The organism is Sinorhizobium fredii, assembly GCF_002944405.1.
In the GTDB taxonomy this organism is placed as follows: domain Bacteria; phylum Pseudomonadota; class Alphaproteobacteria; order Rhizobiales; family Rhizobiaceae; genus Sinorhizobium; species Sinorhizobium fredii_C.
Genome location: NZ_CP024307.1, coordinates 82,501 through 95,989, shown reverse-complemented (window position 1 = coordinate 95,989; position 13,489 = coordinate 82,501). Strand labels below are relative to the sequence as shown.

Below are 13,489 nucleotides of genomic sequence, written 5' to 3'. Positions count from 1 at the left end.
GTATCAGCAGAGGCTGCCGGGCTCTCGGCTTCACCAACAGAATCTCACGCCTCAGCCATGGTCGATGGCGGTTGGAAGACGAGGTCACGCATGTCACCACGCTTCATCAGTTCGGCGTTTGCCGTGGTCCTCCTGCTGAGTGCAAGTGGCACTCTCCGCGCCGAGGACAGCAAGGAAAAGGCGGCCAGCGCCACGGAGGAAGACGGCAAGCATTTCGACGCCGACGGCAATCCCACCTTCAAGATCGAGAACGGCGTCGTCGATTGGTACACTTTCAACGGATATCGCCGCTATCACGCCGATTGTCATGTCTGCCACGGGCCCGATGGCGAAGGCTCCTCCTATGCGCCGGCTCTCGCCAAGACCATGATCAACCTCGATTACGGGACCTTCCTGTCGATCGTCGCCGAAGGACGCAAGAGTGTCGTCGGCGGCAAGGAGGTCGTCATGCCGGCCTTCGGCGAAAACAAGAATGTCTATTGCTATCTCGACGACATCTACATCTACCTGCGCGCCCGCGCCGTCGGCGCTGCGCCCCGAGGGCGTCCGCCCAAGAAGGCCGACAAGCCGGAGGCGGCTACCGCCTATGAAACGTCCTGCATGGGGGGATGAGATGGCACACGGCATCCAGCGGACCTGCAGGGCTTTCATTTCCCTGGTGGCGGCCGTGCTGATGCCATGGCAAGCGCATTCGCAGAGTGCCGGGCTCGGGGCTGCCGGCGAACTGGTCGACCCGGAGACGCTGCGGGTCTGCGCCGACCCCTCCAACATGCCCTTCTCCGACGAGAGCGGCGAAGGCTTCGAGAACAAGCTCGCCGAGATGGTCGCGGCCGCGACGGGACGAAGCTCGGTCGCCTACACGTGGTTTCCCTCGATCCCGGGTTTCGTCCGCAATACGCTCGGCGCCAATCGCTGCGACATCATCATGGGCTACGCGCAAGGGGACGAACTGGTCCAGAATACCAACGCCTATTACCGCTCGTCCTATGTGCTGATCTACAGGAAGGATGGCGATCTTGCCGGCGTCGAAACGCTGAGCGACCCGAGGCTTCTCGACAAGCGGATCGGCGTGGTCCACGCAACGCCACCCTCCGCAAAGATGGCGGCGGCAAAACTGATGCGCAAAGCGAAGGTCTATCCTCTCGTGGTCAACACGCGGAACGTGCCATCGATGGCCGAGGTGATGATCCGGGACATGGTGGCAGGCGTGATTGACGCGGCCGTGGTCTGGGGGCCGATGGCGGGCTATTATGCAGAAAAGTCGAAGGTCGCGATGGCGATCGTGCCCCTAACCGGGGAGAAGGGCGGCTCGCGCATGACCTATCGGATCACGATGGGGGTGCGGCCGTCCGATCAGCAATGGAAACGCACGCTTAACACCTTCATCCGGGACAATCAGGCGGACATCAACAAACTCCTGCTCTCCTATGGTGTGCCGCTGCTCGATGAACAGGACGAGAGGATCACGCAGTGACGGCCGGCGACGTCGCTCTTGTCTCTGAGATGATCACCGGTGGTCACCGGCCAAGATTGACTGCCGAGCGTCGGGAAGAGGGCTGCGTTTGGTCGGGTATACTGACGAAGCAGCCCAAGTCGATTATAATGTGCAAAGGGGGATGGAGACATGGACGTACGCGCCGCCGTCGCCACTGAGGCCGGCAAGCCGCTGGAAATCATGACGGTTCAGCTCGAGGGCCCGAAGGCCGGCGAGGTGCTCGTCGAGGTCAAGGCCACCGGCATCTGCCACACCGACGATTTCACCCTCTCGGGTGCCGACCCGGAAGGGCTGTTTCCGGCGATCCTCGGCCATGAGGGCGCCGGCATCGTCGTCGATGTCGGCCCCGGCGTCACCTCGGTCAAGAAGGGCGACCACGTCATTCCGCTCTATACGCCGGAATGCCGCGCCTGCCCCTCCTGCCTCAGCCGCAAGACCAATCTCTGCACCGCCATCCGCGCCACCCAGGGCCAAGGCGTCATGCCGGACGGCACATCGCGCTTCTCGATCGGCAAGGACAGGATCCACCACTATATGGGCTGCTCGACCTTCGCCAACTTCACCGTGCTGCCGGAGATCGCGCTCGCCAAGGTCAATCCGGACGCTCCGTTCGACAAGATCTGCTATATCGGCTGCGGCGTCACCACCGGCATCGGCGCGGTGGTCAACACGGCACGAGTGGAGATGGGCTCGACCGCGATCGTCTTCGGTCTCGGCGGCATCGGTTTGAACGTCATCCAGGGACTTCGGCTTGCCGGCGCCGACATGATCATCGGCGTCGATCTGAACAACGACAAGAAGGCCTGGGGCGAGAAGTTCGGCATGACCCACTTCGTCAACCCGACCGAGATCGACGGCGACATCGTCGCCCATCTGGTCAACATGACGAAGCGCGGCGCCGACCAGATCGGCGGCGCCGACTACACCTTCGACTGCACCGGCAATGTGAAGGTGATGCGCCAGGCGCTGGAGGCCTCGCATCGCGGCTGGGGCAAGTCGGTGGTGATCGGCGTCGCCGGCGCCGGCCAGGAGATTTCCACCCGGCCGTTCCAGCTGGTCACCGGCCGCCAATGGATGGGCACCGCCTTCGGCGGCGCCCGCGGCCGCACCGACGTGCCGAAGATCGTCGACTGGTACATGGAGGGCAAGATCGAGATCGACCCGATGATCACCCACACCATGCCGCTCGACGAGATCAACAGGGGCTTCGAGCTGATGCATTCGGGCAAGAGCATCCGGAGCGTGGTGATCTATTGAGCGTATCTGCGGGTCGCTGGGACCAACCGAAGCGCCACAGCACCCGAGAGGATTGGGCTTCGGCACAACAGGGAGGACACGCAATGGACAGTTCTATTCGAATTCATCCGGCGGTGGATGGCGGCATCAGGGCGGCCAGCCCGAATTTTACCGGAGGCACGCTTGTCTGCGACTGCACGGACAGGCCGGTCAAGGTGCGGATCGAGGGACAGATCGCCCACAACCACGCCTGCGGCTGCACTAAATGCTGGAAGCCTGGCGGCGCTTATTTCTCCATTGTCGCGGTTGTTCCGCATGACAAGGTGACGGTGCTCGAAAATGGCGACAAGCTGCAGGTGGTCGATCCCTCGGCGCTGATCCAGCGGCACGCCTGCCGCGAGTGCGGCGTTCATATGTATGGGCCGGTGGAGCGCGAGCATGCCTTCCAGGGGCTGGACTTCATTCATCCCGAGCGCTTCCAGGAGGCGGGCTGGGCCCCGCCCGGCTTTGCGGCCTTCGTGTCCTCCATCATCGAAGCGGGTGTCGACCCCAGTCGCATGGATGGCATTCGGGGCCGCCTGCGAGAGCTTGGACTGGAGCCCTATGATTGCCTGTCGCCAGCCCTGATGGACTATGTGGCCACCTGGGTCGCGAAAAAATCGGGCGCACTTTCCAGCTGATCGGCACAGGCCGAGTCGAGGCCGCCTTACAGCGCGCTGAGCAAAGCGCGCTGTAAGCGCGTTTGCACGGGCTTCGAGTCGCGCATGATAAGCCCGCAAAATCCGTGAGAATTTAAGCACGCGTTGAATTTAAAGGCAGTCGGCTATCCACAAGGAACTCTTCGCGCAGAGCTTTGTTTGGCCCCCAGAGGATAACGGACGCAGTGCGTCCCCAACAGCGAGGCGAAGAGAGCAAAATGTCGATACGTCTTGTAGCGGCTACCGCCGTCCCCCTTCTTCTGGCTGCGCCGGCATTCGCGGACTGCCGCCAGGAACTCGAGAAGCTCGACCAGGCTATCGTTTCCGCCGAAACGGGCGGTTCCGGCGGGGCGGTTACGCAGCACCAGGAAAAGGTTACCGCCGGCGAACAGAAGAAGGGCGTCGGAACGGAAATAACCGGATCGACCGGTACCCAGACCGAAGCGATATCGCCCCATCAGGAGCAGGTAACCGGAACCCGTACCGGTGAAAGCGCCGACAAGCCAAGTACCTTGGCGGCCGAGGCCCGCAAGATGGCGGACGCCGGCGACGAGGCGGGCTGTATGAAGAAGCTGACGGAAATCAAAGGCCTGATCGGCGAAAAGTGAAGGCTCGCAGGCAATGGCACGCTGACGGTTTTCCGGCCAGTGCTACTGCATGTCTCCATAAGTCGACCTCGATTTAAGGAGAAAGACACTAAGGAACCGCTCCCAACGGCGTTTTCCGAAGGGCATAGCGCGTCACCTCGGTCCCATTCCGCGTGCCTCCTTTGGAAGGAGCCTTCCAGCGCGCCTTGTTCTTGGTCATCTCCATACCGCCTCCCGAAACCGGGGCATATTGTGGGCGACGCGCATTAGACCGCCGTATAGGGAACCCCCTCCTCGTTGATATCCGATCCGTACTCCCGATCAATAGTTCGGTCGGGAGCCCTGCTGCTATGCTCAGCTACATACTCCCGCGGAGAGCCGTTTCCGCCGGGCGCCATGATCAAAAAGCGGCGCTGGGGAGCGCCAGAGGCGCTGCAACGGCGGCTCAAATTGAGGTGTGGAATATGAGCAAGCCAGCAGCGGTCCTCCTTGCCGTCGCGACAGCCGTTCCGGCAGCTGCGCATGATGCGACGCCGACGGCGGCGCAGCCGAACGGATGGACCTATCCGTTCTCATGCTGCAGCGGAATGGACTGCCGCGAAATCCGGGATCAGGCGGTTCTCGAAGGGCCGCGAGGGTATGTCATCAAGCTAACGGGCGAGCTCATCATGCCGCGGGACACTCGCATCAAGAACAGCCCGGACGGGCAGTTTCACCACTGCACCGTGGCCGGCGAGCCCACGGGGCGCACCATCTGCCTCTTCGTTCCTCCGCGTTCCTTCTAGGGATTGTAACCATGACACAGGAACCCAACAGCATCGAAATCGATCTGCTCCCATTGCAGCTGTTCTCCCAGCGCGTATCGGAAGGATGGACCGCCCTGCCGGGCCATCCGCTCTACATGCCGCCCGACTATGCGCCACGGCCGAATCCGCACTCGGAAGCGCATTTGATGACATTTTGCGTTACGCCGCGGGAGCCGGCCGCGCATCAGGGGGGCCGAGCTCTGCGCGCCCTGACATCCGCCTTCACACTTTACGTCACCGGAACCCGCTTCGGCCTTTCCTGGTACTCGCTGGAGCTTGTTCGCCTGGTTGAGGAAGAACTCAGCCCTCCTGTGCAGACCTTGACCATACATTAGGGTCAAGGCGCCCATCGGGCCTTACGCCATCTTTTACCTGGCCGCGACCGGCTCAAAGCTGACGATCGCGGCGCCCTTCTCCCACCACCTCAGAAGAGATTGATCCGCTCATGTGGTCCCCGCGGCCATCCGGGTGCTCGTTCCCGCACGACTTCCGGGCGCCGGGCTATGACCCGCAGATCGATGCCGACAAAAAAAGCCCCTCCGGGACGGGGAGGGGCACAAAGCGGGCCGATCTGAAAGCAAATGGCCCGACGGGAAGAAGTAGCCCTGAGGGTAACAGCAAGGGTCCGCGACGGCTATTGGCCAGGAGGAAAGATCGGGCACCGGCGCGGAGGGGATGACCTATACGTGAGGCCATCATGTCTTATACGAACTTATGAGCCTTGCGGATTTCCGGGCGCGAGCTTCAGCTTGTCCGCCATGCGGGCGAGCTCCGGCAAGGACTTCGCCCGCATCTTCTGCATCACCTGGCTGCGATGGACCTTCACCGTGATCTCGCTGACGCCCAGATCGCCGGCGATCTGCTTGTTGAGCCGTCCCGCCACCACCAAAGCCATCACCTCGCGCTCCCGGGGCGTCAGGCTCTCGTAACTTGCATGCAAGGTGGACAAGGCCTTTTCATTCTCAAGCCAGGCACGGTCGCGGGCGAGGCCGAGATGAACGGCGTCGAGAAGATCCTGATCGCGGAACGGCTTCGTCAGGAACTCGATTGCCCCTCCCTTCATCGCCTGCACGGACATTGGAATGTCGCCATGCCCGGTAATGAAGACGATCGGGAGCTGAATGTCTCGCCGCGACAGCTCCCGCTGACATTCAAGTCCGCTTTGCCCGGGCAGGCGGACATCGAGCACGAGGCAGCTCGGCCCGGCTGGTCGACCTGAATTGAGGAGGTCGCTCACCGAGGCGAGGAGTTGCACTTCAAACCCGACGGACCGCAGCAGGCTGCCGAGCGCCTCGCGAATTGCCGGATCGTCATCGATGACGATGACGGTTGCAGGCGCCTCGGTCATGTCGTCGCTCCCCAACAGGGAGCCCGCTCTTGTTGAAGCGATCTGTCGGCGCCCGCCGCTGCGGCCTCGCGCGGAGGCGAAGCGGCAGAGCGCGGGTGACGCGATGTCAACACTCCCCTCTCCTCAGCCATTTCCGAAACGAACTCGTCTCGTAGCTCAGCATGCGCCCGAATTATCTCGGTCACAAGGTCATTTACATGGCGACGGGGCTGGTGGGGCGTCGCGTTCGGGCCGCTGCCGAGCGGCATCGTCGGCACCCGCGAGCCGAAAAATTCACGCTCGTCGCGCGGACCCTTCCGATGAAGCTATACCATTGTATAGGGTGCTCTGCCTTTGTCGCCCCCGCTTGCTGCTGTAAGTTACGACCTGCTCCGTAACGCTCGATTTCAGCAAGACGCCATCGCGTATTTGGAGGCGGCAGTGCCAACCAAGAAGCCTCTCATTGCGATCGTCGATGACGACCAGTCGATGCGCGAGGCGACCACGGGCCTCATGAGATCGCTGGGGTTCGACGCGGAGGCCTTTTCATCCGCCGACGATTTCCTTGCCTTCCCCCGTCTTCGCGACACGGACTGCCTGGTTACGGACATCCACATGCCAGGCATGAGCGGGCTCGAGCTGCACCGCCGGCTCGTCGACTTGGGCGTGAGCATGCCGACCGTCCTGATCACTGCCTATCCGAACGAGAATCTTCGGGCGCGCGGGCTGAGCCCGGACATTGTCGGCTATCTGGAAAAGCCGTTTGGCGAGCAGGAACTGCTGACCTGCATCCGCTCAGGCCTGGAGCGGCATCCCAGGTGATTGAAGTCCGAACCGCTGCCGCTACAGCGATCCTTCTACGTCCCCGCAGCAGAAACGCTGTCGTCCGGATACGTGGGCAGGCAGAATTGAAAAACGGCTCCCCAGGGTTCCTTAGCTTCGGCCCATAGCCGGCCCCCATGCGCCTCGATGATCGAACGGCAGATTGCCAGTCCCATGCCCAGACCCTCGGCCTTCGTCGTAAAAAACGCCTCGAACACGCGCTCCGTATCCTTCGGTTCCAGTCCGACGCCGGTGTCCTGCACCGCCACCAACGCCATCCCGGATGCTTCGGATTTGGAGGTGATGAGCAACTCTCGTGGCCGGTCCGCGACTTTCTTCATAGACTCGATGCCGTTCATCACCAGGTTCAGAATTACCTGCTGCAGTTGGACCCGGTCGCCTGCGACAGGCGGCAGGTCCTCAGCCAGTTCGGTTCGCAGCGTCACGCGGTGGCCGCGGACCTCGCCGTGAACGAGTGCTATCGAATCTTCGATGAGACCGTTCAGATCCACCTGTGCCGTGACCGTCGCCGTCTTCTTCAGGAGGCCCCGCACCCGGCCGATCACCTCGCCGGCGCGGTGGCCGTCCCGCACGATGCGCCCGAGCGTCTGCCGCGCTTCCTCGAGGTTGGGGGGCTGGCTTGCAAGCCAGCGCAGGGCGGCGTTGGCATTGGTGACCACGGCGGCCAGCGGCTGGTTGACCTCGTGAGCGATCGAGGATGTCAGGGCGCCCATCGTCGTTACGCGGGTGACATGGGCAAGCTCCGCCTGCGCCTGCTGCAGCGCTTCCTCGGCTCGCTTTCGGTCTTCGATGTCGACGAGGAAACCGTACCATTTGACAATGTTTCCGTGCTCGTCCCTGAGCGGCACGGCACTTTCGAACCACCAGCGATACTCGCCGTCCGAGGCTCGGCGGATCCGCACCTCGGCCTCGAAGGGTCGCCCCGTTACCAGGGACGCACGCCATCTGGACATGTAGTGCTCGAGGTCGTCCGGGTGGAACCGGGCTTCGGGCTCCCAGTCTGCCGGCGGAACCCCGTCGAGAGACAAGCCGGTGAACTCCTGCCACCGCCGATTGATGAAATCGATGCGGCCATCGGGCAAGGCGGTCCACACCATTGCCGGAACTGTCTCAATCACCTCGCGAAGTTCCTCTTCGCTGCGCCGGGCGGCCTCTTCGGCGCGCTTGCGCTCGGTAACGTCTTCGCAGACGATCAGGATGACGGGCCGCTTCCTGATCACCATCGATCGGGCCGTCTCGCGAACCCAGAGCATCGAGCCGTCCTTGCGGATCTTACGCAGCTCCCAGCTCATCGCCTGGCCGAGATGTTCGAGGCAGGCGGCCGCATGCCGCATCACGGCGTCCCGGTCCGCCTCGTAAAAGACGTCCTGCACGGGACGGCCGATCAATTCGTCGACCGTGTAACCGAGCTGCTCCGCCCCAAAGGGGTTCACGGACACAATTGTGCCGGTCGCGTCCACCATGAAATACATCGTCGGATTGTTCTCGAATACGGCTCTCCACTGTTCCTCGCTGTCGCGCAGCGCCTCTTCCGCCCGCTTGCGTTCCGTGATGTCCTGGATCGTGCCGAACATGCTGAGCGCCCGGCCCGACATGTCCCTGGTCAGATCGCCTTGGCTGTGAACGATACGCTGCTCGCCGGTGGGCCGGATGATGCGGTACTCCAGGTCGTAACGCGACTCGCCGCGCACGGCTTCGGTGGCGGCCTTGCTCCAGCTCGACCGGTCCTCCGGATGTATCCGATCGACCGCTTCGGCGAGACTGACCGCGCCAGCGCGCGGCGCCAGCCCGAAGATGCGGTAGGTCTCCTCGGACCAGGTGAGACAATCCGTGCCGAGATCGCGTTCCCAATAGCCGACATGGGCAACGCGCTGCGCTTCTGCGAAATTGGCCTCACTTCGACGCAGCCCCTCCAGCGTCTCCTTGAGACGGGAGGTCATGAGGGTGAAGGCTTCGGTAAGCAGCCCGACTTCATCGTTTCGGCGAACCTTGGGAACGTCTCGCCATTCCCCGCTTGCTATCGCATGCGCCGCCTGCGTCAGCGCCGTCAGCGGCCGCAAGGTGCGTCCGACCACCGCAAGTCCGAGAACCACGAAGCTGGCGATGATGGCGGCGCCGACGCCGATGGAGAGAATGGCCGCGCGGAACACAGGCGTCAGGAAATCCGAAGCCGGCACGGCCGAGACGATCGTCCAGTTCAGCGCAGCGGGTTCGACCCCGTCGACCGCCGCATAGATCGTGCCGTGCTCAGGATCGCTGAAGGAAAACACGCTCGGCTCAGCCGAAGACGACCCGGCGACGGCTGGATATCGGCCAAGGTAGCCGGCGGTCGCGTGGATAATGGGATCGGTGGCCGCGGATGCCTGCAGACGCACATGCCCGCCATCAGCACCGATGGTGACGGGCGACACGCCTCCCGAAGCTCCTATCAAATGTCCGCTGGCGTCAACGATGAAGGCACGGCCATTGTCGCCGACATCGAGCGTCTGTAGGGACCTGGAAAGTTGCGTGAGGATGAGGTCGATCCCGCCCACCCCAACGAAGTTGCCGTCCTTGTCGACGACCGGAGTGGAAAGGGACGTCCCCAGAATCGGCTCGACCAGACCGAGATAGGGCTCCGTCCAATATCGCGCGCCCGTTTTCTTTGCCTCAACGTACCAGGTCCTTCCGCGTGCATCGAACGGGGCTTCCGACTTGCGCAAACGGCCGATCTTGCCGCCTTCCAATGCTTCGAACTCGCGCACGACGCCGGCACGAAAATCATCGGTCATCAGAAACACGACGTTCGAATCCGCCAGTCGTCCGACAGAAACGAGCCCGCCGGCCTCGTTGCCGAAAAACATCCAGTCGACATCGGGCTCCTCGGCCAACAAAGCATAAAGCTCCCGTGCGACCGCCTCGCGATCACGGAGCGCGACGTCGCGGCGGAGAAGATCATTGGCGAGGCGCGATACCGCCTTCTCGGCGGCGCGAACCCGATGGCCGACGTCGCGATTGACGGCTTGAGTCACCTCCCGGATCAGGCGCTCCGACATGATCGAGACGATAAAATTCCCCGTCCAAATCCATAAGCCGGCCAACACGAGACATAGAACGAGAACGACGCCTGCGACGGGGAGGATTAAGCGGTGCCGTAACATGATCCCCGAGTTCCCCCGGATTAATATTCTCCGTTGCTTATATTGCGCCCGTGGATGCGCTCCGGCAATGCACAGCCCCTCGATCCGGACAAGGGAGGCGGAGGACAGGTTCGGCGGGGCTTGTGCCGGCTTCAGCGGGGGTTGCGCGGGGAGGCGAACGCAAAAAGGCCCGCGCTTGGCGGGCCGTTTTGAGGACTATTTGGTTGCGGGGGCAGGATTTGAACCTGCGGCCTTCAGGTTATGAGCCTGACGAGCTACCGGGCTGCTCCACCCCGCGTCAAGTCGTCGAATTCCGAGTAGTGTTGGCCCGGTCTTGGGAGGGGCCGCGTGTGTGCGAGAAGATGTTTTTGACTTGCGCTTTGCAGACCTGGCAGCGACCTACTCTCCCGCGTCTTAAGACGAAGTACCATCGGCGCTGGGGCGTTTCACGGCCGTGTTCGGAATGGGAACGGGTGCAGCCACCCCGCCAGAACCACCAGGTCGGCAAAGCGCAAGTTTTGCTCCCGGAGGGAGCAATTGTGAGAAGCTGGTGAGGCTTTCGCCTCTTTTTTTGAACACGTCTTTTGTCTGCCGCCCCGGCCGAATGCCGCAAGCGCAGAGCGCGTCGCGCCTTGTGGCGCGCGCCGTCCGCAGCGAAGCGATCTTCCGATCGCGACAGCGTGAGGACAGAGATAGCATCATCAAACTTCGTTTGATGAGCATAGGCAACAAGAACGATCAAGCCGATCGAACGATTAGTACCGGTAAGCTTCATGCGTTGCCGCACTTCCACACCCGGCCTATCAACGTGGTCGTCTTCCACGGTTCTCGAGGGAATACTCGTTTTCAGGTGGGTTTCCCGCTTAGATGCCTTCAGCGGTTATCCCTTCCATATATAGCTACCCTGCTATGCCCTTGGCAGGACAACAGGTCCACCAGAGATATGTCCATCCCGGTCCTCTCGTACTAGGGACAGATCCTGTCAATATTCCTACACCCACGGCAGATAGGGACCGAACTGTCTCACGACGTTCTGAACCCAGCTCACGTACCGCTTTAATTGGCGAACAGCCAAACCCTTGGGACCTGCTCCAGCCCCAGGATGCGATGAGCCGACATCGAGGTGCCAAACAACCCCGTCGATATGGACTCTTGGGGGTCATCAGCCTGTTATCCCCGGCGTACCTTTTATCCGTTGAGCGATGGCCCTTCCACGCGGGACCACCGGATCACTATGACCGACTTTCGTCTCTGCTCGACTTGTCAGTCTCGCAGTCAGGCGGGCTTATGCCATTGCACTCGACGAGCGATTTCCGACCGCTCTGAGCCCACCATCGCGCGCCTCCGTTACTCTTTCGGAGGCGACCGCCCCAGTCAAACTACCCACCATACACTGTCCCGGATCCGGATGACGGACCGCGGTTAGACATCCATGACGATAAGGGTGGTATTTCAAGGATGGCTCCACAGGAACTGGCGTCCCTGCTTCAAAGCCTACCACCTATCCTACACATGCCGACACGAATGCCAGTGTAAAGCTATAGTAAAGGTGCACGGGGTCTTTCCGTCTGACCGCAGGAACCCCGCATCTTCACGGGGAATTCAATTTCACTGAGTCTGCGTTGGAGACAGCGGGGAAGTCGTTACGCCATTCGTGCAGGTCGGAACTTACCCGACAAGGAATTTCGCTACCTTAGGACCGTTATAGTTACGGCCGCCGTTTACTGGGGCTTCGATTCAGAGCTTGCACCCCTCCTCTTAACCTTCCAGCACCGGGCAGGCGTCAGACCCTATACGTCGTCTTGCGACTTCGCAGAGCCCTGTGTTTTTGATAAACAGTCGCTACCCCCTGGTCTGTGCCACCCCATCATGGTTGCCCATAATGGGGTCACGCTTCTTCCGAAGTTACGCGTGCAATTTGCCGAGTTCCTTCAACGCAGTTCTCTCAAGCGCCTTGGTATACTCTACCTGACCACCTGTGTCGGTTTCGGGTACGGTCTATACGGTGGAGCTATTTCCCGGGACCGCGTCCAAGCCTGGACAATCCAATAAGTCCAGACAAGTTAAGCGATCCGTCACTACCACCAGGCCCACGAATATTAACGTGGTTCCCATCGACTACGCGTGTCCGCCTCGTCTTAGGGGCCGGCTAACCCTGCTCAGATTAACTTTAAGCAGGAACCCTTGGTCTTTCGGCGAGAGGGTCTCTCACCCTCTTTATCGTTACTCATGTCAACATTCGCACTTCCGATACCTCCAGGACCCCTCACGGGTATCCCTTCACAGGCTTACGGAACGCTCCGCTACCACGTGCCTTGCGGCACATCCTCAGCTTCGGTGCATGGCTTCAGCCCCGTTACATTTTCGGCGCAAAGACCCTTATTTAGACCAGTGAGCTGTTACGCTTTCTTTAAATGATGGCTGCTTCTAAGCCAACATCCTGGTTGTTTTGGGATCCTCACATCCTTTCCCACTTAGCCATGACTTGGGGACCTTAGCTGGAGGTCAGGGTTGTTGCCCTTTTCACGACGGACGTTAGCACCCGCCGTGTGTCTGCCGACTAGTACTCCCCGGTATTCGGAGTTTGGTTAGGATCAGTAAGACGGTGAGTCCCCATAGCCCATCCAGTGCTCTACCCCCGGGGGTATTCGGTCGACGCTCTACCTAAATAGATTTCGCGGAGAACCAGCTATTTCCGAGTTTGATTGGCCTTTCACCCCTAGCCACAAGTCATCCCAATCTATTGCAACAGATGCGGGTTCGGTCCTCCAGTTGGTGTTACCCAACCTTCAACCTGCTCATGGCTAGATCACTCGGTTTCGGGTCTAATGCGACATACTAAGGCGCCCTATTCAGACTCGCTTTCGCTACGCCTACACCTACCGGCTTAAGCTTGCATGTCACACTAAGTCGTTGACCCATTATACAAAAGGTACGCCGTCACCCTTGCGGGCTCCGACTGTTTGTAGGCATCCGGTTTCAGGTTCTATTTCACTCCCCTTGTCGGGGTGCTTTTCACCTTTCCCTCACGGTACTTGTTCGCTATCGGTCATGCACGAGTACTTAGGCTTGGAGAGTGGTCTCCCCATGTTCAGACAGGATTTCACGTGTCCCGCCTTACTCAAGGACAATGAGTGTTCTACGTGTACGGGGCTATCACCCGCTACGGCCGACCTTTCCAAATCGTTCCACTTTATTCCTCATTGCCACTGGCCTGGTCCGCGTTCGCTCGCCACTACTTGCGGAGTCTCGGTTGATGTCCTTTCCTGCAGGTACTTAGATGTTTCAGTTCCCTGCGTTCGCTTCTTATCCCTATTGAATTCAGGATAAGATACCTTTCAACAATGCTTGGAAACCTAAGCCGTGCTTTCGCACGGC

At 61.0% G+C, this 13,489-nt stretch carries 10 protein-coding genes, 1 tRNA gene and 2 rRNA genes (1 of these 13 cut by a window edge); 8 read left to right on the top strand and 5 right to left on the bottom strand.

Annotated features, from left to right (window positions below; translation table 11 throughout):
* Window positions 1-90 precede the first annotated feature (90 nt).
* From NXT3_RS00430 to NXT3_RS00400, 7 genes are all read left to right on the top strand, one after another.
* Window positions 91-612 carry a c-type cytochrome, methanol metabolism-related gene (locus NXT3_RS00430; RefSeq protein WP_097527762.1) on the top strand — a complete coding sequence of 174 codons (522 nt, stop codon included), beginning with the start codon at window positions 91-93 and terminating at the stop codon, window positions 610-612.
* 1 nt (window position 613) lies between these two features.
* Entirely contained in the window at window positions 614-1,474 is an 861-nt protein-coding gene (locus tag NXT3_RS00425) for a substrate-binding domain-containing protein (RefSeq protein WP_104838620.1), read from the top strand.
* A gap of 150 nt (window positions 1,475-1,624) precedes the next feature.
* Window positions 1,625-2,752 (top strand): S-(hydroxymethyl)glutathione dehydrogenase/class III alcohol dehydrogenase, encoded by a 1,128-nt coding sequence (locus tag NXT3_RS00420; protein WP_104838619.1) that lies wholly within the window; start codon window positions 1,625-1,627, stop codon window positions 2,750-2,752.
* A gap of 83 nt (window positions 2,753-2,835) precedes the next feature.
* Window positions 2,836-3,411, top strand: coding sequence for an S-(hydroxymethyl)glutathione synthase (gene gfa / locus NXT3_RS00415; RefSeq protein ID WP_097528109.1), 576 nt, complete (start codon window positions 2,836-2,838; stop codon window positions 3,409-3,411).
* Window positions 3,412-3,647: 236 nt separating this feature from the next.
* Window positions 3,648-4,037 carry a hypothetical protein gene (locus NXT3_RS00410; protein ID WP_104838618.1) on the top strand — a complete coding sequence of 130 codons (390 nt, stop codon included), beginning with the start codon at window positions 3,648-3,650 and terminating at the stop codon, window positions 4,035-4,037.
* Between the two features lie 443 nt (window positions 4,038-4,480).
* Window positions 4,481-4,801 (top strand): hypothetical protein, encoded by a 321-nt coding sequence (locus NXT3_RS00405; protein WP_083854376.1) that lies wholly within the window; start codon window positions 4,481-4,483, stop codon window positions 4,799-4,801.
* An 11-nt stretch (window positions 4,802-4,812) separates the two neighbouring features.
* Complete coding sequence (locus NXT3_RS00400) at window positions 4,813-5,157, top strand: hypothetical protein (RefSeq protein ID WP_104838617.1); 345 nt, start codon at window positions 4,813-4,815, stop codon at window positions 5,155-5,157.
* Window positions 5,158-5,534: 377 nt separating this feature from the next.
* On the opposite strand, the gene NXT3_RS00395 is transcribed toward NXT3_RS00400, so the two are convergent.
* Complete coding sequence (locus tag NXT3_RS00395; RefSeq protein ID WP_037427507.1) at window positions 5,535-6,170, bottom strand: response regulator transcription factor; 636 nt, start codon at window positions 6,168-6,170, stop codon at window positions 5,535-5,537.
* Window positions 6,171-6,590: 420 nt separating this feature from the next.
* Between NXT3_RS00395 and NXT3_RS00390 the strand changes: the two genes are divergently transcribed.
* A complete protein-coding gene (locus tag NXT3_RS00390; protein ID WP_097528110.1) occupies window positions 6,591-6,971 on the top strand; it encodes a response regulator transcription factor in 381 nt (126 codons plus the stop codon).
* 35 nt (window positions 6,972-7,006) lie between these two features.
* On the opposite strand, the gene NXT3_RS00385 is transcribed toward NXT3_RS00390, so the two are convergent.
* The 4 genes from NXT3_RS00385 to NXT3_RS00370 all read right to left on the bottom strand — a co-directional run.
* Window positions 7,007-10,027 carry a PAS domain S-box protein gene (locus tag NXT3_RS00385; protein WP_234828068.1) on the bottom strand — a complete coding sequence of 1,007 codons (3,021 nt, stop codon included), beginning with the start codon at window positions 10,025-10,027 and terminating at the stop codon, window positions 7,007-7,009.
* Between the two features lie 305 nt (window positions 10,028-10,332).
* Window positions 10,333-10,409, bottom strand: a tRNA-Met gene (locus NXT3_RS00380).
* 88 nt (window positions 10,410-10,497) lie between these two features.
* Window positions 10,498-10,612: ribosomal RNA gene (gene rrf, locus NXT3_RS00375) — 5S ribosomal RNA — on the bottom strand.
* 233 nt (window positions 10,613-10,845) lie between these two features.
* A 23S ribosomal RNA gene (locus NXT3_RS00370) occupies window positions 10,846-13,489 on the bottom strand; it runs 154 nt beyond the window's last position.

Excerpts from the sequence above, each read along its gene's own strand:
- NXT3_RS00400 (WP_104838617.1), top strand. The coding sequence starts at position 4,813 with ATGACACAGGAACCCAACAGCATCGAAATCGATCTGCTCCCATTGCAG.
- NXT3_RS00410 (WP_104838618.1), top strand. The coding sequence starts at position 3,648 with ATGTCGATACGTCTTGTAGCGGCTACCGCCGTCCCCCTTCTTCTGGCT.
- NXT3_RS00425 (WP_104838620.1), top strand. The coding sequence starts at position 614 with ATGGCACACGGCATCCAGCGGACCTGCAGGGCTTTCATTTCCCTGGTG.
- NXT3_RS00405 (WP_083854376.1), top strand. The coding sequence starts at position 4,481 with ATGAGCAAGCCAGCAGCGGTCCTCCTTGCCGTCGCGACAGCCGTTCCG.
- NXT3_RS00385 (WP_234828068.1), bottom strand. The coding sequence starts at position 10,027 with ATGTCGGAGCGCCTGATCCGGGAGGTGACTCAAGCCGTCAATCGCGAC.
- gfa (WP_097528109.1), top strand. The coding sequence starts at position 2,836 with ATGGACAGTTCTATTCGAATTCATCCGGCGGTGGATGGCGGCATCAGG.
- NXT3_RS00430 (WP_097527762.1), top strand. The coding sequence starts at position 91 with ATGTCACCACGCTTCATCAGTTCGGCGTTTGCCGTGGTCCTCCTGCTG.
- NXT3_RS00395 (WP_037427507.1), bottom strand. The coding sequence starts at position 6,170 with ATGACCGAGGCGCCTGCAACCGTCATCGTCATCGATGACGATCCGGCA.
- NXT3_RS00420 (WP_104838619.1), top strand. The coding sequence starts at position 1,625 with ATGGACGTACGCGCCGCCGTCGCCACTGAGGCCGGCAAGCCGCTGGAA.